The sequence below is a fragment of the Ruficoccus amylovorans genome (genome assembly GCF_014230085.1).
GTDB classification, from domain to species: Bacteria; Verrucomicrobiota; Verrucomicrobiia; order Opitutales; family Cerasicoccaceae; genus Ruficoccus; species Ruficoccus amylovorans.
Genome location: NZ_JACHVB010000013.1, coordinates 39,303 through 58,231, shown reverse-complemented (window position 1 = coordinate 58,231; position 18,929 = coordinate 39,303). Strand labels below are relative to the sequence as shown.

Annotated in this window: 25 protein-coding genes; 24 read left to right on the top strand and 1 reads right to left on the bottom strand. The window is 60.7% G+C overall.

From position 1 onward, the window contains the following. Window positions 1-12: 12 nt before the first annotated feature. The 24 genes from rplE to H5P28_RS03340 all read left to right on the top strand — a co-directional run bounded on the left by rplE (window position 13) and on the right by H5P28_RS03340 (window position 18,156). Window positions 13-600: a 50S ribosomal protein L5 gene (gene rplE / locus H5P28_RS03455; RefSeq protein WP_185674320.1), complete on the top strand. Its 588-nt coding sequence runs from the start codon at window positions 13-15 to the stop codon at window positions 598-600. A gap of 9 nt (window positions 601-609) precedes the next feature. After that, window positions 610-915 carry a 30S ribosomal protein S14 gene (gene rpsN / locus H5P28_RS03450; RefSeq protein WP_185674319.1) on the top strand — a complete coding sequence of 102 codons (306 nt, stop codon included), beginning with the start codon at window positions 610-612 and terminating at the stop codon, window positions 913-915. A 22-nt stretch (window positions 916-937) separates the two neighbouring features. Beyond that, a complete protein-coding gene (gene rpsH, locus H5P28_RS03445) occupies window positions 938-1,336 on the top strand; it encodes a 30S ribosomal protein S8 (protein WP_185674318.1) in 399 nt (132 codons plus the stop codon). 37 nt (window positions 1,337-1,373) lie between these two features. Further along, window positions 1,374-1,910 carry a 50S ribosomal protein L6 gene (gene rplF, locus H5P28_RS03440; RefSeq protein ID WP_185674317.1) on the top strand — a complete coding sequence of 179 codons (537 nt, stop codon included), beginning with the start codon at window positions 1,374-1,376 and terminating at the stop codon, window positions 1,908-1,910. Between the two features lie 11 nt (window positions 1,911-1,921). After that, window positions 1,922-2,284, top strand: coding sequence for a 50S ribosomal protein L18 (gene rplR / locus H5P28_RS03435; RefSeq protein WP_185674316.1), 363 nt, complete (start codon window positions 1,922-1,924; stop codon window positions 2,282-2,284). 15 nt (window positions 2,285-2,299) lie between these two features. Then, the gene (gene rpsE / locus H5P28_RS03430) at window positions 2,300-2,926 is read left to right on the top strand and encodes a 30S ribosomal protein S5 (RefSeq protein ID WP_185674315.1); all 627 of its coding nucleotides are present in this window, start codon (window positions 2,300-2,302) and stop codon (window positions 2,924-2,926) included. A gap of 33 nt (window positions 2,927-2,959) precedes the next feature. Then, complete coding sequence (rplO, locus tag H5P28_RS03425) at window positions 2,960-3,433, top strand: 50S ribosomal protein L15 (protein ID WP_185674314.1); 474 nt, start codon at window positions 2,960-2,962, stop codon at window positions 3,431-3,433. Between the two features lie 45 nt (window positions 3,434-3,478). Then, window positions 3,479-4,981 (top strand): preprotein translocase subunit SecY, encoded by a 1,503-nt coding sequence (secY, locus tag H5P28_RS03420; RefSeq protein ID WP_185674313.1) that lies wholly within the window; start codon window positions 3,479-3,481, stop codon window positions 4,979-4,981. A gap of 36 nt (window positions 4,982-5,017) precedes the next feature. Further along, entirely contained in the window at window positions 5,018-5,776 is a 759-nt protein-coding gene (gene map, locus H5P28_RS03415) for a type I methionyl aminopeptidase (protein ID WP_343075466.1), read from the top strand. A gap of 72 nt (window positions 5,777-5,848) precedes the next feature. After that, the gene (gene rpsM / locus H5P28_RS03410) at window positions 5,849-6,223 is read left to right on the top strand and encodes a 30S ribosomal protein S13 (RefSeq protein ID WP_185674311.1); all 375 of its coding nucleotides are present in this window, start codon (window positions 5,849-5,851) and stop codon (window positions 6,221-6,223) included. Between the two features lie 16 nt (window positions 6,224-6,239). Further along, window positions 6,240-6,779: a 30S ribosomal protein S11 gene (rpsK, locus tag H5P28_RS03405; RefSeq protein ID WP_185674310.1), complete on the top strand. Its 540-nt coding sequence runs from the start codon at window positions 6,240-6,242 to the stop codon at window positions 6,777-6,779. A gap of 80 nt (window positions 6,780-6,859) precedes the next feature. Further along, a complete protein-coding gene (gene rpsD, locus H5P28_RS03400; RefSeq protein ID WP_185674309.1) occupies window positions 6,860-7,468 on the top strand; it encodes a 30S ribosomal protein S4 in 609 nt (202 codons plus the stop codon). A gap of 66 nt (window positions 7,469-7,534) precedes the next feature. Beyond that, window positions 7,535-8,590: a DNA-directed RNA polymerase subunit alpha gene (locus tag H5P28_RS03395; RefSeq protein WP_185674308.1), complete on the top strand. Its 1,056-nt coding sequence runs from the start codon at window positions 7,535-7,537 to the stop codon at window positions 8,588-8,590. A gap of 23 nt (window positions 8,591-8,613) precedes the next feature. Further along, on the top strand, window positions 8,614-9,171 hold the full coding sequence (gene rplQ / locus H5P28_RS03390; protein WP_185674307.1) for a 50S ribosomal protein L17: 558 nt from the start codon (window positions 8,614-8,616) through the stop codon (window positions 9,169-9,171). Between the two features lie 82 nt (window positions 9,172-9,253). Beyond that, on the top strand, window positions 9,254-9,487 hold the full coding sequence (locus H5P28_RS03385) for a hypothetical protein (protein WP_221773347.1): 234 nt from the start codon (window positions 9,254-9,256) through the stop codon (window positions 9,485-9,487). 14 nt (window positions 9,488-9,501) lie between these two features. Beyond that, a complete protein-coding gene (guaA, locus tag H5P28_RS03380) occupies window positions 9,502-11,040 on the top strand; it encodes a glutamine-hydrolyzing GMP synthase (RefSeq protein ID WP_185674306.1) in 1,539 nt (512 codons plus the stop codon). A gap of 79 nt (window positions 11,041-11,119) precedes the next feature. Next, window positions 11,120-11,863, top strand: coding sequence for a LolA family protein (locus H5P28_RS03375; RefSeq protein ID WP_185674305.1), 744 nt, complete (start codon window positions 11,120-11,122; stop codon window positions 11,861-11,863). Next, window positions 11,863-13,167: a histidinol dehydrogenase gene (hisD, locus tag H5P28_RS03370; protein WP_185674304.1), complete on the top strand. Its 1,305-nt coding sequence runs from the start codon at window positions 11,863-11,865 to the stop codon at window positions 13,165-13,167. The genes H5P28_RS03375 and hisD overlap by 1 nt, the downstream gene beginning before the upstream one ends. Next, a complete protein-coding gene (gene hisC, locus H5P28_RS03365) occupies window positions 13,164-14,270 on the top strand; it encodes a histidinol-phosphate transaminase (protein WP_185674303.1) in 1,107 nt (368 codons plus the stop codon). Before hisD ends, hisC begins: the two co-directional genes overlap by 4 nt. Continuing rightward, window positions 14,252-14,860 carry an imidazoleglycerol-phosphate dehydratase HisB gene (gene hisB, locus H5P28_RS03360; RefSeq protein WP_185674302.1) on the top strand — a complete coding sequence of 203 codons (609 nt, stop codon included), beginning with the start codon at window positions 14,252-14,254 and terminating at the stop codon, window positions 14,858-14,860. Before hisC ends, hisB begins: the two co-directional genes overlap by 19 nt. Before the next feature lie 146 nt (window positions 14,861-15,006). Then, the gene (locus tag H5P28_RS03355) at window positions 15,007-15,534 is read left to right on the top strand and encodes a hypothetical protein (RefSeq protein WP_185674301.1); all 528 of its coding nucleotides are present in this window, start codon (window positions 15,007-15,009) and stop codon (window positions 15,532-15,534) included. Between the two features lie 80 nt (window positions 15,535-15,614). After that, a complete protein-coding gene (gene hisH / locus H5P28_RS03350) occupies window positions 15,615-16,244 on the top strand; it encodes an imidazole glycerol phosphate synthase subunit HisH (protein ID WP_185674300.1) in 630 nt (209 codons plus the stop codon). Between the two features lie 54 nt (window positions 16,245-16,298). Further along, window positions 16,299-17,600 (top strand): citrate synthase, encoded by a 1,302-nt coding sequence (locus H5P28_RS03345; protein ID WP_185674299.1) that lies wholly within the window; start codon window positions 16,299-16,301, stop codon window positions 17,598-17,600. A 148-nt stretch (window positions 17,601-17,748) separates the two neighbouring features. Next, entirely contained in the window at window positions 17,749-18,156 is a 408-nt protein-coding gene (locus tag H5P28_RS03340; RefSeq protein WP_185674298.1) for a GFA family protein, read from the top strand. 9 nt (window positions 18,157-18,165) lie between these two features. Here H5P28_RS03340 and H5P28_RS03335 read toward each other — a convergent pair whose 3' ends face one another. Beyond that, on the bottom strand, window positions 18,166-18,927 hold the full coding sequence (locus H5P28_RS03335) for a VC0807 family protein (protein ID WP_185674297.1): 762 nt from the start codon (window positions 18,925-18,927) through the stop codon (window positions 18,166-18,168). Window positions 18,928-18,929 lie beyond the last annotated feature (2 nt).

Genomic DNA, 18,929 nt, shown 5'->3' with positions numbered 1-18,929 from the left:
AGACCCATAGTCATGCAAAATACCGCATACGTCCCGACCCTTAAGAAGGCCTATCTCGACACCGTCGTCCCCGAATTGCTCAAGAGCCTCGGCTATAAGAATGTGCATCAGGTACCGAAGGTGGAGAAGGTCGTCATCAACTCCGGCCTGAACGCCTCCCGCGACAAGAACTGGGTGGCCGAAGTCCAGAAGGAGATCACCTCCATCGCCGGCCAGCAGGCCGTCGTCACGAAGGCCCGCAAGAGCGTGTCGAACTTCAAGCTGCGCGAAGGCATGCCCAACGGCGTCGCCGTCACTCTGCGTGGCAGCAAGATGTACGACTTCCTCCTGCGTTTCATCAACATCGCCCTGCCGAACATCCGCGACTTCCGCGGTGTCTCGCAGAAGTTCGATGGCAGCGGGAACTACTCGATCGGCATTTCCGACTCGACCATCTTCCCCGAAATCAGCCACGACACCTCCGGGCGCGAATCCATCGGGATGGACATCACCATCGTGACCTCCGCCTCGTCCGACAAGGAAGGCCGCGAGCTGCTCAAGCTGCTCGGCATGCCCTTCCGCAAACCCTCTTCCCAGACCGCGGCTGCCACCGCCAACTAATTTACAAGCATGGCCAAGAAAAGCTCCATTGCCCGCAACAAGAAGCGCGAACGCCTCGTCGAAAAGTACGCGGCCAAGCGCGCGGAACTCAAGGCGACCCTCGCCAATCCCGCCACCACCGACGAGGAATTCTGGGAAGCCCAGCGCAAGCTCAGCAAGCTGCCGCGCAACTCCTCTCCGATCCGCGTCCGCAACCGCTGCAACGTCACCGGTCGTCCGCGCGCCTATATCCGCAAGTACGGCCTGTCCCGTATCACGTTCCGCGAACTGGCCTCGCACGGCCACATTCCCGGTGTGACCAAATCCTCCTGGTAAACCTCCAAGCACGACACAGACAATGGCAGTACACGACACCATCGGTGACTTCCTGACCAACCTCCGCAACGCCAGCGCTGCGGGCAAGGATACCTGCACGGTCCGCTATTCCAAGCTGCGTGCCGGCATCGCCCAGATTCTCCTTCGCGACGGCTACGTCAGCGATGTGAGCGAGGTCGAAGAGGTCAAGGGACAACGCAACCTTATTATTACGCTCAAGTACGTTGACGCCTCCTCGGCGATCGTCGGCATCGAGCGCTACAGCAAGCCCGGCCGCCGCCTCTATGCCAAGCACACGGATATTCCGCGCGTGCTCGGCGGACTCGGCACCTCCATTCTTACCACCTCCAAGGGTATCCTCAGTGATCGCGACGCGCGCCGTGAAAAAGTCGGCGGCGAGGTCATCTGCAAGGTCTGGTAATCACACTCACTTCAATTAATAACATACTTTTTTCCTCATGAGCAGAATCGGAAAACTCCCGGTTGCCGTTCCTGAAAAGGTCAAAGTGACCGTTAACGGATCGGAAGTCGCGGTGGAAGGCCCCAAGGGCAAGCTCACCAAGACCTTTGAAAGCTGCGTCAGTATCAAGGTCGAAGACGGCAACGTGATCGTCTCGCCCAAGGATGACAGCCGCCACGCCAACGCGATGTACGGCACCGCCCGTTCCATCATCAACGGTATGGTCGCCGGCGTGCAGGAACCCTACGTCAAGAAGCTCGAAATCGAGGGCGTCGGTTTTAAAGCCGTCCTCAATGGCAAGATGCTCGACTTGGCCCTGGGCTACTCGCACCCGATCAACTACGCCATCCCCGAGGGTATTACCATTACCATCGACGCCGGCACCAAGGTAACGGTCGAAGGCTGCGACAAGCAGGTGGTCGGCCAGGTCGCCGCCGACATCAAGGGCTTCAAGCCCGTCGAGCCCTACAAGGGCAAGGGTGTCCGCATCGTTGGCGAATACGTCCGCCGCAAGGAAGGTAAGAAAACCGCTTAATCGCACGACCCATGAAACTTCAGAAGAAACGCGAACTGTTGCAAAAGCGCCGCTGGCGCATCCGCAAGAAAATCCAAGGCACCGCCGAACGGCCCCGTCTGGTCGTGCGTTTTTCGCACCAGCATGTCTATGCCCAGTGCATCGACGACACCGTCGGCCACACCGTGGCCTCGGCCTCGTCCATGGACAAGGCTCTGCGCGAGAGCGAAATCAAGCCCAACCTCGAAGGTGCCGCCAAGCTTGGCAAGACCATCGGCGAAAAGGCCAAGAGCGCAGGTGTGCAGAGCGTTGTGTTCGACCGCGCCGGTCGTCGCTATCATGGCTGCATCAAGGCTTTCGCCGACGCCGCTCGCGAAGCCGGTCTCGAATTCTAACCCATTTATATCAGCATGAGTAATCAGCCCAGCAGCAACAACCCCCATGAGCGCAACCGCGGTGGACAGGGCCGTGGCGGCCAAGGCCGTGGTGGCCCTGGTCGCGGTCGCGGACCCCGTCGCGAGCGCGCTTCCGAGCCGGTTGAAGAACAGCAGTACGTCGAGAAGGTCGTCCACATCAACCGTTGCGCCAAGGTCGTCAAGGGCGGCCGTCGCTTCAGCTTTGCCGCGCTGGTCGTCTCCGGCGACGGCAAGGGCAAGGTCGGCATCGGCTACGGCAAGGCCAAGGAAGTTCCCGAAGCCATCCGCAAGGGTACCGAGCGTGCCCGCGCCAACCAGGAAGACATTTGCCTGAAGGGCCGCACCATCCCGCACGAAGTGCGCGGTGAGCATGACGGCGGTCTCGTTATCCTGCGCCCGGCCTCCGAAGGTACCGGTGTCATCGCCGGTGGCGGTATCCGTGCCGTGCTCGAAGCTGTCGGCATTCAGGACGTGCTGTCCAAGTCGCTCGGGTCGAACAACCCCGGCGCTATGGTTAATGCCACCCTGGAGGGTCTTCGCCAACTGCGCAGTGCCGAGCAGATCGCCCGGATCAAGCAGGCTGGCACCAAGAAGGAAGAGCCGGCTGCAACGCTGGCTTAATATCCATTCGTCTACGAGAGGAAATCCCTTATCATGAAACTTCATTCCCTGAGCAACAATCCCGGCGCTACCCATCGCAAGAAGCGCAAGGGCATCGGCCCCGGCACCGGTCTGGGCAAGACCTCCGGTCGTGGCCAAAAAGGTCAAAAGGCCCGTTCGGGCGCGAGCATTCGCCCCGGTTTTGAGGGTGGCCAGATCCCGTTGTACCGGACGCTTCCGCACCGCGGCTTCAACAACTACAAGTTCCGCAAGGAATACGAAGCTGTGAACGTCAGCGTGCTCGAAAAGCTCGACGCGACCGAGATCACCGTCGAAAGCCTGAAGAAGGCTGGTATCGTCGCCCGCAAGTCGAAGCTGGTCAAGGTGCTTGGCCACGGTGAGCTGACCCGCGCCATCACGGTGACGGCGGACAAGTTCTCCGAAAGCGCCAAGCAGAAGATCGAAGCCGCCGGCGGCAAGGTCATCCTGACCCAGCCCGCCGAGGAAGCGCCTGCGAAGGGGGAGTAAACTCCCTCCGGGCCTTCGGCCTGTGACCTCAACACTGCTGCACCGATGCTTAACGCTTTCCTCAACTGTTTAAAGATCCCCGAACTGCGGAGCCGGATTCTCTTCACCTTCGGCATGGTGTTCGTTGCCCGCGTGGGCGCGGCCATTCCATTGCCCGGGTTTAATCCGAAGCCGCTTCAGAACTTCTTCGAGTTCCAGGCCTCCGCCACTGACGGGGTCTTGGGACTTTATAACATGTTCACGGGGGGCGCTCTGCTAAACGGGGCCGTGTTTGCCCTGGGCATCATGCCGTACATTAGCGCGTCGATCATCTTGCAGTTGATGGCGGCGGTGGTTCCGACCCTCGCCCGCCTCCAGCAGGAGGGCGAAATCGGGCGGCAAAAAATCACCCAGTACACCCGCTACCTCACTATTGGTATCGCGGTTGTGCAGGGCCTGCTGCTGAACCTCGCGCTGATCCGCTATCCGGACCGCGTTTTCCAGGGCTTCGATGTCAACCAGTGGGGGGCGATTGTGATGATCGACCCGACCTGGTTCCTCATCACCTCTACGATCTTCCTGACCGCCGGCACCATTCTGCTGATGTGGATCGGGGAACAGATTACCCAGAACGGGATTGGCAACGGTATTTCACTGCTGATCACGATCGGTATTCTGGCCCGCTTCCCGAGCGCGGTGGTGTCGGCCTGGCGTCTGGTCACGGCGAAGGCCGGGGCCGAAGCCAGTATGAGTGTGCCCAAGGCAGTATTGATGCTTATCCTGTTTGTGGCCGTAGTAGCCGGTATCGTGGCCGTCACACAGGCGGTACGAAAAATACCGGTCCAGTACGCCAAACGTGTCGTGGGCCGAAAGGTCTTCGGCGGGCAAAGCTCGTTCCTGCCGCTGAAGGTGAACTACTCCGGTGTTATGCCGGTCATCTTCGCCAGCGCCATCATGCTATTCCCGGCTCAAATCCTGAGCAGCCTGGCGGGTGTCTTCAACAGCGCCTTTCTCGAAAACCTGGCCAACACTTTCAGCATGACCGGGGTGGGGTATTACATCACCGAGGCTGTGCTGATCATGGGCTTTAGCTATTTCTGGGTCTCGATCATGTTCAAACCGATCCAGATCGCCGACGACCTGAAGAAAAACGGCGGCTACATCCCCGGCGTACGCCCCGGTGAGCCGACGGCCCGCTTCCTCGACTTCGTCATGACCCGCCTGACCCTGGCCGGTGCTATTTTCCTGACCGTGATCGCCCTGTTCCCGAACCTGATCATGGCGACCCAGCGGATTCCGCAGGACATCGCCCTGTTCTTCGGTGGTACCGGTACGCTGATCGCCGTGGGTGTCATGCTCGACACCATGCGTCAGGTCGAAACCTATTTGCTCCAGCGCCATTACGACGGCTTCCTCAAGAAGGGCCGTAGCCGTTCGCGCTCCAGCTCACGCACCCGCCAGATGGTGGATTCCTCCGAACTCAAGAACCTGGGCACCTTCTGGATCATGCTCGGCATACTCTTCGTGGTCGGTATTGTGTGCTGGGTGCTGCGTACCCAGGCGCTCTAATTTATCATGTTGCGCCGAGCCGGATACCAGCCCCCCGTGAAGACCGCGGCCGAGATTCTCGCCATGCGCGAGGTCTGTGCCGTAGCCGCCACGGTGCTGGACAAGCTCTGTCAGTTGGTCAAACCCGGCGTCAACACCTACGATCTCGACCAGGAAGGCCGTCGCCTGATGGATGAGATGGGTGCCGAGAGTGCGTGCTACAACTACACGCTCGGGCACAAAGTTTTTCCCGCCTACACCTGCCTGTCGGTTAACGACGAGGTGGTGCATGGCATCGGATCGCTCAAAACCGTTCTGGCCGAGGGGGACAACATCACCGTCGATGTTGTCGTCCGTTTCAACGGCTGGATCGGTGACAACGCCCGCACGGTCATCGTGGGGGAGGGGAGCGACGAAATGAAGCGCCTCGTGCGCACAACCGAAGAGTCCTTTTACAAGGGCTTGGAAATGGCCCGGCCCGGCAAGCGGGTGGGGGACATTTCCAACGCCGTCCAACGCTACGTCGAGGGACAGGGGTATTCGGTGGTGCGCGACTTTGTCGGCCACGGCGTCGGTACCGGCATGCATGAGGAGCCTCAGATTCCGAACTACGGACGCCGCAACACCGGAGAGCGTCTGCGCCCCGGCATGACTCTGGCCATAGAGCCAATGGTCAACGCCGGCAAGCCCGCCATCCGTATGTCCAATAACGGCTGGACCGCCCTCACCAAGGACGGCGAACCGGCTGCTCACTACGAGCACACCGTGCTCATCACTGAAAACGAACCGGAAATCTTAACAATTCCGAAAAAATAACTTTGCAATCCGGAAATTTTTGTTAGTCTTCCCGTTTTCCCAAATTCCAGGATCCATCAACTTTAGCATTTTATGCCGCGTTTACTAGGTGTAGATATCCCTGCCAACAAAAAGATCGAGTACTCACTCCAATACATTTATGGAGTGGGCCCTCGTCGCGCCCGCCTGCTGTGCGAGGAAGCCGGCATCGATCCGAACGTCCGCGCCCATGAGCTGAGCGAAGAAGACCTTAACAAGGTCGTCAACCTCATCACTCAGAAGGGCTTCAAGGTCGAGGGTGACCTGCGTCGTGAAGTCACCGGCAACCTGAAGCGCCTCCAGGCCATCCGCTGCTACCGCGGCATCCGCCACCAGCGCGGTCTGCCTGTCCGTGGCCAGCGTACCCAAACCAACGCCCGTACCCGTAAGGGCGCCCGCCGCACCGTTGGCGTGATTAAGAAGAAATAACTTTTCTGGTCCATCCATGAGCGAAGAAGAAAACAAAAAGGCCGCCGCGGCGGAAGAAGTCTCCCAACAGGCGGAAGCCTCCAAGCCTGAGGCTGCTGAAACCGAAGCCGCCAAGGTCGAGGAATCCAAGTCCTCGCAGCCGACCGCCCAGGATCTCCTGAGCGAAGGCCTCGGTGATATCAAAATCCGCAAGGCCAAGGGCAGCAAGAACATCCACAGCGGTGTCTGCCACATCCTGGCTACCTTCAACAACACGAAGGTGACCTTCTCCGACGGCGCCGGTAACGTGATCTCCTGGTCCAGCTCAGGCAAGTGCAACTTCCGCGGCTCCCGTAAGTCCACCGCTTACGCCGCTCAGGTCGTGACGCAGGACGCCGGCCGCGTCGCTATGTCGCACGGACTGAAGGAAGTGACCGTCAAGGTCAAGGGTCCCGGCATGGGCCGCGACTCGGCCATCCGAGCTCTCCAGTCCCTCGGGCTGAACGTCCTCACCATTGTTGACGTGACCCCGATCCCCCACAACGGTTGCCGCGCTCCGAAGCGTCGCCGCGTCTAATTCATTTCTTTTCACACTTTCCGCCGGGGATGGCAAGCCGGCGGGCTTAACCCGACTGCCAATCAGATAGATTACACCACATGGCTCGTTATACCGGACCTACCACCCGCATCAATCGCCGCTTCGGTCAGGCGATCTTCGCGCCCAGCAAGGCGTTCGAACGCAAGCCGCACCCTCCCGGCATCCACGGCCCGCGCCTGCGCCGCAAGACCTCGGACTTTTCGACCGGTCTGAACGAAAAGCAGAAGTTGCGCTACATGTACGGCCTGACGGAAAAGCAGTTCCGCCGCACCTTCGACAAGGCCAAGGCCCAGCGCGGTGTGACCGGTGAAATTTTCCTCCAACTGCTCGAAACGCGCCTCGACAATGTGATCTACCAGCTTGGGCTGGCCCGTTCACGCCAGGCTGCCCGTCAGTTCGTCTGCCACGGTCACATTCAGGTCAACGGCCACAAGGTTGACATCGCCAGCTACGAAGTGAAGCCGGGCGACATCATCGAAGTGCGCGACCGTACTTCTTCGCGCCAGCTTGCCACCCGCAATCTGGAAGACAGCCAGTACCGCACGATCCCGGCTTGGCTCGCTCTCGACCACGACGCGCTTCGCGCCACGGCCAACCGCCTCCCCGTCGCCGAGGAGATGGAGCAGGGCATCAACCTGCAGGTCATCGTTGAGTTCTACAGCCGCTAAACCGTACCGTAACTGGTGCGGTTTACCGCTGTTTCTCCTTAAAAAATCACCCATTCCTTTATACCTATGAGCACTGTCGAAGAAGCCACCGTCGCCGACCAGAATTCCGCTCCCGCCAACTCGCTCAAACGCCTGGGCAAGTTTGAGCTTCCCAAGCGGCTGGTCAAGGATGAGGCCACCGCCACCGACACGTATGCCGCCTTCACCGCCGAGCCGTTTGAAACCGGCTACGGGCACACCATCGGCAACTCCCTTCGCCGCGTCCTGCTTAGCTCGATCGAAGGTGCCGCCATCAGCAGCATCAAGATTGACGGCGTCGATCACGAGTTCCAGAGCATCGACGGCGTGGTCGAAGATGTCACCGACATCGTCCTGAACCTGAAGAAAGTCCTCCTGCTTTGCCATCGTCGCGAAGGCGCCCGCCTTCTTATTGACGTGGACAAGGAAGGCCCCGTCACTGCCGGTGACATCCGTGAAGACTCGAACGTCAAGGTCCTCAATCCCGATCACGTCATTTGCCATCTCGACAAGAAGCGCCGCTTCCTGGCCGAGATCGAAGTCAAGGTTGGTCGCGGTTTCTGCACCGCCGACGAAAACAAGCGCGAAGAGCAGATCATCGGCCTGATTCCGATTGACTCGCTTTTCAGCCCGGTTCGCCTGGTCAAGTACTCGGTGGAAAACACCCGTGTGGGCCAGATGACCGACTACGACCGGCTCATCCTCGAAGTGCAGACCGATGGGCGCATCAGCCCGGACGACGCGCTCAAGGAAGCCGCAGCCATTCTGCGTCACCACCTAGACGTCTTCGACGAGGTCAGCCAGGAGCGGGTCGAGTTCGAAAGCGAAAGCAAGCAGATCAGCGAAGAGCAGAACCGCCTGCGCAAGCTGCTTAACATGAGCGTCAACGAAATCGAGCTCTCCGTTCGTGCGGCTAATTGCCTGAACAACGCCAACATCACCACCGTCGGCGAACTGGCAATGAAGACCGAGCAGGAAATGCTCAAGTACCGTAATTTCGGTAAGAAGTCCCTCAACGAGATCAAGGCCAAGCTCGAGCAGCTCGGTCTGTCCCTCGGGATGAAGCTCGACGAGCGTCTTCTGGAAAAAACCATCAGCGAATAACCTTACTCATACATCTTTAAGTCATGCGCCATAACAAACACCGGCACGTCCTCGGGGTCAAAACGGCCCACCGCAGCGCGCTCATGGCAAATCTCGCGACGGCTCTGTTCACGCACGGCCGCATCAAGACGACCTTGTCCAAGGCCAAGGCCCTGCGCCCCTTCGCCGAAAAGCTGATCACGCTGGCCTGCAAAGCAGCCGCCACCGAAGATCCGGCCCGTAAGCTTCACTACCGCCGCCTGGCCATCGCTCGCATCCGCGACGTGGACGCTGTCAAGAAGCTCTTCGACGAGCGCGCCAGCGAATTCGCCAGCCGCAACGGCGGCTACATCCGCATCTATAAGCTCATCCCCCGTATCGGTGACGCCGCCGACATGGCCCTGATTGAGCTGATCGCCGCTGACGACGAGGGCTACGCCAAGAAGTCCAAGCGCAAGAGCGGTGCCAAGAAGGCGCCTGCCAAGGGCAAGAAGGCTGCCGCCAAGGAAGCCAAGGCCGAAGAAGCCGCCGTTGAGGAGGCTCCTGCCGAAGAGGCCGAAGCTGCCGAAGCCAAAGCCGAAGACAGCGAGGAAAAGAAGTAACGCCGCTTTCGTGCCGGGCATGAAACCTTTCCACTGCGACGCGCCTCCCTGCCGGAGCGCGTCGCTTTGCTTTTAGCCGGACGTGATCGACATTGATTTCTCTGTATTCACATTTCTCTACGTCAGCGCTGGCATGGCGGTCATCCTCGGCCTGTGGTTCTACTACGACCGCCGGGATGTTCGGCTATACGAGCGCATTCGCGTCCGGCATACCTTTCATTGTATCAAGTGTGGCACGCTCTACTCGGAGCGCGGCACGCGCGAAGTCTCTCGCTGCCCGCATTGCGGGTTTGAAAACGCCAAATTGAAATTCTGAGTTAAGAAGCATCCATGTCTCAGATCATCGCAGTCCTCGATTTCGGTTCGCAGTACACGCAGGTCATCGCCCGCCGCATCCGCGAATGTAACGTCTATTCCAAAATCTATCCTTTCGGTGTCAGTACCGCTGAGCTGAAGAAGGACGGGGTTCAGGGTATCATCCTCTCAGGCGGTCCCAGCAGTGTTCTCCTGCCGAAGTCGCCCCGCCCGGACCCGAAGATTTTCGAGCTCGGCGTCCCGGTGCTGGGCATCTGTTACGGGCTCCAGTTGATCGGCCACCTCCTCGGCGGGAAGGTCGAAAAGAGCCGCCAGCGCGAGTTCGGGAAGGGCACGCTCAAAATCCGCAAAAAGGGCAAGCTCCTGGCCGGACTGCCCGCCAGCCTCCAGGTCTGGAATTCGCACGGCGACCGCGTGATCGAGCTGCCGAAGGGCTTCGAGGCCATCGCCTCCACGGAAAACTCCGACGTGGCCGTGGTCCAGGACGCCAAGCGCCAGATTTACGGGATGCAGTTCCACCCCGAGGTGGTGCACTCCGAGCGCGGGATTGAGATTATCCGCAACTTCCTGACGCGTATCTGCGGATGCAAGGGCGACTGGCAGATGTCCGACTACGTTGAGACTGCCGTCCAGGCGATCCGTGAGCAGGTCGGTGACAAGCGCGTCATTCTCGGCCTCAGTGGCGGTGTGGACTCGTCGGTGGCCGCCGCGCTCATCCACAAGGCCATCGGCAAGCAGCTCACCTGCGTGTTCGTTGACAACGGCCTGCTGCGCAAGGGCGAACGCGAAAAGGTCGAGCGCATCTTCCGCGAGCATTTCAAGATCAACCTCAAAGTCGCCAAATCCGGCTCGCGCTTCCTCAAGAAGCTCAAGGGCGTGACCGATCCCGAGCGCAAGCGCAAGATCATCGGCCGCGAGTTCGTCAAGGTCTTCGACGAGGAGGTCACGAAAATCGGCCAGGTGGACTTCCTGGCGCAGGGTACGCTCTATCCGGACGTGATTGAGAGCGTCGCCATCGGGGGCAACCCGGCTGCGCTTATCAAGAGCCACCACAACGTCGGCGGCCTGCCCAAGCGCATGAAGCTGAAGCTGTTGGAGCCGCTACGCGAGCTTTTCAAGGACGAGGTCCGAGCCCTGGGCGAGGAACTCGGCCTGTCGAAGGAAATGGTCTGGCGTCACCCGTTCCCCGGCCCCGGTCTGGGCGTGCGCGTGATCGGCGAGATCAAGTCCTCGTACCTGAAAATCCTGCGCGAGGCCGATGCCATCCTGCTGGAGGAGATGAAGCGTACCGGCTACTACGAAAAGGTCTGGCAGGCGTTCTGCGTGTTTCTGCCGGTCCAGACCGTGGGGGTGATGGGCGACGAGCGCACCTACGACTACGTCATCGCCGTGCGCGTGGTGGAGAGCCAGGATGCCATGACAGCAGACTGGGCGCACATCCCGCACGACATCCTGCAGACGATCTCCTCGCGCATCATCAACGAGGTCAAGGGCGTCAATCGCGTCGTGCTCGATATCAGTTCCAAGCCGCCGAGCACGATTGAGTGGGAGTAGGAAGGGGCTGCTCCGGTAAAACGGAGGGCACTTTTTGTTTCACACATTGTCAGTATAGGCCTATTGGATTGAATTCACCATGACCCGTTACCATACCCTCCTCATTTTTGCCTTCGTATTCACCTCAGCCGCTTTCGGGGGCGAGGTGGAAAATATTCTAACCAAGGCGCGTGAGCGGCTCGGGCCGGAGAAGAAGCTGGAGGCGGTGCAGACGCTGCGCTACGAGGGGCGGGTTTATGGTCCCGATGGCGAAGCGCAGGACTCGCTCGTGCTGACTTTCAAGAAGCCGGACAAGCAACTGTTGGTCGTCGATTCGCCCACCCTGAAGCGTTCGACTGGCGTCAACGGTTTCGAGGGCTTTGTCGAAATCGTCAACAAAGAGGACAAATTCAAGAGCGGAGTTATCGTACTCGACTCCAACCGCGTGCGCCGACTGCTGGCCAACGCGGCCGAAAACCTGTACTTCTTCGAGGGGCCGTTCCACCGCACAGGCGGTGAGATCACACTTGAGGGCACGCAGCAGGTGCGGGGGCGGGATTGCTACAAGATCCGCTTCTCCTACGCCTGCGGCCTGTTCTATATCCGCTACTTTGCCAAGGACAACTACGAGCTCGTCTCCACTATCAACGGCGAGAGCAATCAGGAGATGATCGAGAGCGACAGCGTAACCGTGGACGGCATTGTTTTCCCGAGAAAAGTCGATACCTACGACGAGGAGGGGGATTTGATTCGCTCGGTGGTCTTTGAAAAGATTCTGATAAACGAGCCGGTTGATGATTCTATCTTTGATTTTCCCGCCATACCCGCTTCACTGAAGCCCTAATGGCAGGAAAATTTCTTAACTATGACGCGCCGGGGGTTCCGGCCCGGCTGATCAAGGAGCGCGAAAAGGCGCTCAGCGACACCTCCGTCGCCTCCACGGTCCGCGAGATCCTCGACGCCGTCAGCAAGCTGGGCGACAAGGCCGTGCTGCGCTACACCGAGAAGTTCGACCGGGCGCAGCTTAAGGCGTCCGAGCTGCGAGTTGACCCCGCAGAAATCAAGGCCGCGCCAAAGACCCTGACACCCGCCCGCCGCAAGGCCATCCGCGAGTCCATCGCCGGGGTGAGCGATTTCCACCGGCGCACGCTGCCCAAAGCCTGGCGCGCCAAGAACCGCCACGGCGCCACCGTGGGGGAGGAGTTTTACCCGATTGAGCGGGCCGGTCTCTACATCCCCGGCGGGCAGGTGCCGCTGGTCTCGACTGTCATCATGTCGGCCATCCCCGCCAAGCTCGCGGGTGTCCCGAATATGGTCGTGTGTACACCGCCTCAGGCCGATGGTTCGGTGAACCCTGGCCTGCTGGCCGCGCTGCACTACTGCGGGGTGAAGGAAGTTTACAAGGTCGGCGGCGTCCAGGCGATGGCCGCGATGGCCTTCGGCACGAAGACCATCCCGCGCGTGGATAAGGTTTACGGCCCCGGCAATGCCTACGTGATGGAGGCCAAGCGCCAGCTTTTTGGGCAGGTCGGGGTGGACCTGCTACCCGGCCCGAGCGAGATCCTGGTCGTGGCCGACGCCTCCGCCAACCCGGCCTTTATCGCTTCTGACCTGCTGGCCCAGGCCGAGCACGGCACGGGCAAGGAAAAGGTTTACCTCGTCTCGACCTCGGAAAAGGTTATCAACGCCGTTGAGACCGAGATGAAGAAACAGGTCGTTTCGCTTTCGCACGCCGAGAAGATCAAGGCCGTATTGAAAAAGCACTACACGGCGGTCAAGGTCAGCTCGCTGGAGCAGGCCGCCGAGGCTGCCAACCTCATCGCCCCCGAGCACCTGGAACTCCAGGTGGAGAAGGGCAAGGAACGCAAGCTGATCCGCTCGATCACCACGGCAGGGGCCATGCTCCTGGGCGGGTACACACCGACCGTGCTGGGCGACTTCGTGGCCGGGCCGAGCCACACCCTGCCGACCGACCGCACGGGCCGTTTCTTCAGCGGTCTCCAGGTTTGGGATTTCATGCGGCGCACGAGCATCGTCTGCTACGACCAGCGCAGCGGGGCCAAGGCCTGGCCGACGGTCGAGGCCTTCGGCGAGATGGAGCAGCTTGACGCGCACAGCCGTTCGCTCAAGATACGCCTTGAGTCATGAGCAAGGGCTATAATCCTCTTTCCCGCGCCAATCCCCACATCCGGCGCCTGCACGCGTATGTACCCGGTCAGCAGCCTTCGGGCGGCGACTGGGTCAAGCTCAACACCAATGAGAACCCGTATCCGCCCAGCCCGAAGGTGCTGGAGGCGATCCGGGGCGAGCTGGACGGGGAGGGCACGCGCCTGCGGCTTTATCCGAACCCCTTGTCGATCCCGCTGCGCCAGGCGCTGGCGGCGCACCACGGGCTCAAGCCCGACCAGGTGCTGGCCGGTAACGGGGCGGACGACGTGCTCAACCTGCTCATGCGCGCCTTTGCCGGGCCGGAGCGCGCGGCCGGGATGACGGTGCCGAGCTATTCGCTCTACGAGGTGCTGGCCGAGGTCCAGCAGGCGAAAATGATCGAGGTGGCCTTTGACCGCTCGATGAAACTTGACCCCAAAGCCATTGGCGATTGCGGGGCGAACATCTTTTTCCTTACCTCGCCTAACGCGCCCACCGGGGTGGGGTTTACCCGCAAGGAGGTGGAGGCCGCGGCCTCGGCTTTCGAGGGGATCCTTGTCATCGACGAGACCTACGCGCCCTTTGCCGGCGAGGATGCGGTCGCGCTGTTGGCGAGGCACCCGAACGTGGTTATTGTGCGGAGTTTTTCCAAGGCCTTTTCGCTGGCCGGACTGCGCGTCGGCTACGCGCTGGCCTCGGCGGAAATCATTGAGGTGCTCGACCGCGTGCGCGAGAGCTACAACCTCGACCGCCTCGCCCAGGCCGGGGCACTGGCCGCGCTCGGAGACGGTGCGTACTACCGGCAGGTGACGGCGGATATCCTCACCGTGCGCTCGCAGATGGCCGAGTGGTACGCCTTCAAGGGCTGGTTCTGCTACGCCTCCGCGACGAATTTCCACTTCGTGGAGCCCAGGAACAGTGCGGGACAGTCCGGGCCGCAGGTGGCCGAGAGCCTTTACAACGCCCTCTGTGCCCGCCGCGTGCTGGTGCGTTACTTCCCGAAGCATCCCTTGACTCAGAGCTTCCTGCGCGTCACTCTGGGCACCGAAAAAGAAATGCAGCGCTACCGCGATGCCGTCGATTCATGGCTGAAAATCAATTAGAACGCCGCTCCGAGCGGAAACGCACGACCAAGGAGACCGACATCTCGCTGAGCCTCTGCCTCGACGGCAGCGGCAAGGCCGAGATCGATACCGGCATCCCGTTCGTGGACCACATGCTCGACCTCTTTGCCCGGCATGGGCTGTTTGACCTCACGGTGACGGCCTCCGGCGACATCGCGGTGGATTACCACCACACGGTGGAAGACCTCGGCATTGTGTTGGGGGAAGCGTTCAAGGAAGCCCTTGGCGATAAGAAGGGCATCGTGCGCTACGGGTTTTTCCTCCTGCCGATGGACGAAACGCTGGTGCGCGTCGCGCTCGATTTGAGCAACCGCCCGCTGTTCGTCTATAAGGTGGAGGCGCCCGTGCTCTTTGTCCGCGACTTCAACATCGCGCTCTTCAAGGAGTTTTTCCAGGCCTTCGCCAACAGTTGCGGCGCGAACCTGCACCTCTGCCTCGAGTACGGCGAGGAGCCGCACCACGTGGCCGAAGCGCTCTTCAAGGGCTTTGCACGCGCGCTCGATATGGCTACGCGGGTTGACCCGCGCCAGGCCGACAGCCTCCCCAGCACCAAGGGCCTCCTCACCTAGGCCGGGTTGCACCCGGTGGCTATGAGGGGGACGGGGTCCCCCTACGCCGCCAGAAAGGCGGCTACCCCGGAGGAAGGCGGGTTGGAGCGACTATGCCCCACGCGTGGTGAGCGGACTGTACGGGCAGCTTTTTATCTATAAGCGGCATGCGTCTCATCCTCAAAGCTGAGTATCCGGCGTTTTTCAAGATTGTCCTGGGAACGGCGGCGATGGTGGTGGCGTACGGGATTTTGCATGACCAATACCTGATACGGGTCAGCGCGCGGCATTTTACGGAATTCCATCCCGCGATCTTCGACACGGAGAACATCACCCTGCTGGCCCTTGGGTTTGCCGTGATGGCGACGTTTGGACCGGGACTGGTGCTGGGGTATTTGATGTACGCGGCGGCTCGCCTGGGACAACGGGTAAGGGCGGAGCCTGGCGGGGTTTTCCTGACCGTTCTCGTTCTGCTCCTGTTGCTGGAGTTGATAGCGGTTTCGACCGGGCAACTCGCTCCTTTGCTGAACGAACATGATTTGCTGCCGTTTCCGCCGGAATTGTATCCTGACTCGACACCTGAAATCCTGATCACCCAGACGACGCAACTGGTTGCTTATCTGTTGGCTCCGGTTTTGAGCGGGTTGGGCTTGGCATGGGTTTACTTTAGGCGGGCGAAAGCAGGGGTGAACTGACGCCGGGTTAGCCACCGGAGCGGCTTTCGCGTGAACCCGGATTTGACAAAGTCGTTGCGGGCGCGCAGGTTGGAGGGCTCATGAGGGATAAAGCCCCAATCGTTACAGTGATCGACCCCGAGATGGGAAACCTGCGCAGCGTCTGCCGCGCCTGGGAATGCGCTGGTGCGCAAATCCGTCTGGCGGCCACGCCGGACGGGGTGGAGGAGAGCGCCGCCGTGGTTTTCCCGGGGCAGGGAGCCATCCCGCACTGCATGGCCCGTCTGGAGAAGACCGGCTGGGCTCAGACAATCCGCGAATGGATCGCGCAGGACCGGCCCTTTTTCGGCATCTGCCTGGGGCTGCAAACGCTTTTCGAGCACTCGGAGGAGGGTGACACGGCGGGGCTGGGCATCTTTCCGGGGCGGGTGAAACGCTTCCGGCTCGGCCCCGAGTACAAAATCCCGCACATGGGCTGGAACGCCGTGCGTTTTCGGGGCAGTCCGCCCCCGTTGACCGACGGGATCGATCTTGAGCGCGACCAGTTTTACTTCGTGCACAGCTACCATGTCGAGACCGCGGAGCAGGGGCTGGTCTGGGGAGAAACTGCGTATGGCTACCCCTTTGTCAGCGCCATCGCGCATGGGAACTGCTATGCAACCCAGTTTCACCCGGAAAAAAGTCAGGCCAAAGGCTTGCAAATGTATGCCAATTTCGTGAAATCTCTCTAAAGAGACGTATTACTTTACCTACGTTATCAACCCAGTTACTAACAAGAATTGCTCATGGAAGACACCGCCACTATTCGTATCGCTAATGAGAATTACACCTTCCCCCTGATGGAAGGAACCGAAGGCGAGAAGGCGATTGACACGCGAACCCTGCGCTCGAAGAGCGGATACATCACCTATGACGAAGGCTATGGCAATACGGGCTCCTGCGAAAGCTCGATCACCTTCATCAACGGTGAAAAAGGCATCCTGCGCTACCGCGGCTATCCCATCGAGCAATTGGCGGAAAGCTCGACCTTCATTGAGGCGGCCTACCTGATCATTTACGGCGAACTGCCCCAGCGCCGCCAGATGACGGAATTCTCCGGCCGGGTCTTGCGCAACGCCCGCATCGATGTCGGCATGCACCGCATCTTCGAAGGCTTCCCGCACAGTTCGCATCCGATGGCCATGCTTTCGGCCATGCTGAACTCCCTGGGCTGCTACTACCCCGAGATGGCGACCAACAACCGTGAGCGCGACCTGGAGTGCTTCGACGAGGCCGCCTCGCTCCTGCTTTCCAAGGTCCGCACCCTCGCGGCCATGTCCTACCGCATGAAGAGCGGCCTGCCCTTCGTTTACCCGAAGCACAGCATGGGCTACTGCCAGAACTTCCTGCACATGCTCTTCTCCGAGCCCTACCACGACTACGTCCCGCACGACGACGTGGTCAAGGCGCTCGACCTGATCCTCCTCCTCCACGCCGACCACGAGCAGAATTGCAGCACCTCGACCGTGCGCATGGTCGCCAGCGGCGGGGCCAACCTTTTTGCCTCGGTCTCGGCCGGGGTCTGCGCCCTGTGGGGTCCGCTCCACGGTGGGGCCAACATGGCCGTGGTCAGCATGCTCCAGAAGATCCACGAATCCGGGGATGACGGCAGCCGCTTCATCGAGGCCGCCAAGCGCGGCGAAGCCCGCCTGATGGGCTTCGGGCACCGTGTTTACAAAAACTACGACCCGCGCGCCCGCATTCTTGGCGAAATCTGCGAAAAGGTCTTCGCCGCCCTGAACAAGAAAAACCCGCTGCTGGACATCGCCCGCCGCCTCGAAGAAAAGGCCCTCAACGACTCTTACTTCGTGGACCGCAAGCTGTACCCGAACGTGGACTTCTACAGCGGTATCATCCTTGAGGCCATCGGCATCCCGCTGGACATGTTCACGGTCATCTTCTCCATCGGGCGCATGCCGGGCTGGATCGCCAACTGGAAGGAAATCGCCGAAGGCACAGGCCGTATCCACCGTCCGCGCCAGATCTACATCGGCAAGAACAAGCGCGACTACATCATGATGAAGGATCGCGCCAAGGTCGCCGAGTAAGCCTCGCCGCGCCCATTCCGATACACGGATTTTTCTCATGCTCCGGTCCGCCTGCCCCGCAGGATGGCCGGAGCATTTTTGTTTCCGCGGTTGAAAATTCCAATTCTGCTCCTGTTCTTTTCAGGCGGATTGCTGTAGAATCGTGGGCATGACAACGTTGCCGTTGACGGGATCGTGCCTGTGCGGGGGAGTGGCCTTTTCCGTGAGGTCGGAGCCGCTGGACTTCCGCTACTGCTTCTGTGAAAGCTGCCGCAAAGCGACCGGAAGCGCCCATGCCTCAAACTTGATTGTCCCGCTCGACGGGCTGATCTGGACACGGGGTGAGTCCTTGATCGGGCGCTTCGTCGAGCAGCGGGCGAACCCGGGCTTTCCGGTCTGGTTTTGTCGTAGCTGCGGGTCGTTCCTGCCCCATATCGGGCGCTCGGGGAAGGTTTATGTCGTTCCCGCCGGATTGATCGACTCGCCGCCAGGCCTGCGGCCCCGGCTCGTCATGTGCCGGGACGAAGCCCCGGACTGGTATCTGCCCGCCGGGGAGTTGCCGGACGCGGAGGGGTAGGGCGGGAACTCAGCTTCCGGCTTTGACGGCGGCCTGTTTTTTGGGGTCCACCAGGAGGTCTTCCATGCCGAGGCCGGTCAGCTCGCGGATGCGCTTGAACAAGTACCACATGGCCAGGAACATCAGCGGCAGGGTGAGCACGGTCATGACGACCCAGGTGATCCAGGTCTGGGTGCCCAGTTCGGCGTTGTAGGCGGCCTGGTCGATGTTCGGGTCGGTCTTGACCACCAGACGTGTGACGGTGAAGTTGACCGCCGCGCTGACCAGAAACGACGAGGCGAAAATCCAGGTGCAGCGCACGAGGATGTCCTGAAAGACGGACTGCTTTTCAGGGGTGTCCAGATGGGCTTCGAGCTTCTCGGTCTCCATCACGGTCGGGTTGAGCAGGAACATCCGGATGACGGGCTTTTTCGTCTTGAGCGAGGCGACGACGGCCACGCCGAAGATCAGCGGCAGGAGTGTTTCCTTGACCGCGAAGACCATCGGGCTGAGCTTGAGCAGGCCGATGCCGCCGGTCAGCAGCACGCTGATAAAGCCGAGGATGGAGAGGCCGTTGACCTTTTTGCGGATCTTCAGATCGTACAGAAAGTAGCCGATGGGGAAGGCCAGCGCCGCGATCAGCACCTGCGAGTCGCTGAGGAAGCCGAACCACTTGTCGCCCTTGGTCAGTAGCAGGATGGGGGCGGCGAGGTTGAAAATGAGGTTCAGCCAGGGGTTTTCCCTGCGCTCGGAGGCTGGCTTTGGAGTGGACTCTTGGGCGGTGTCGCTCATGC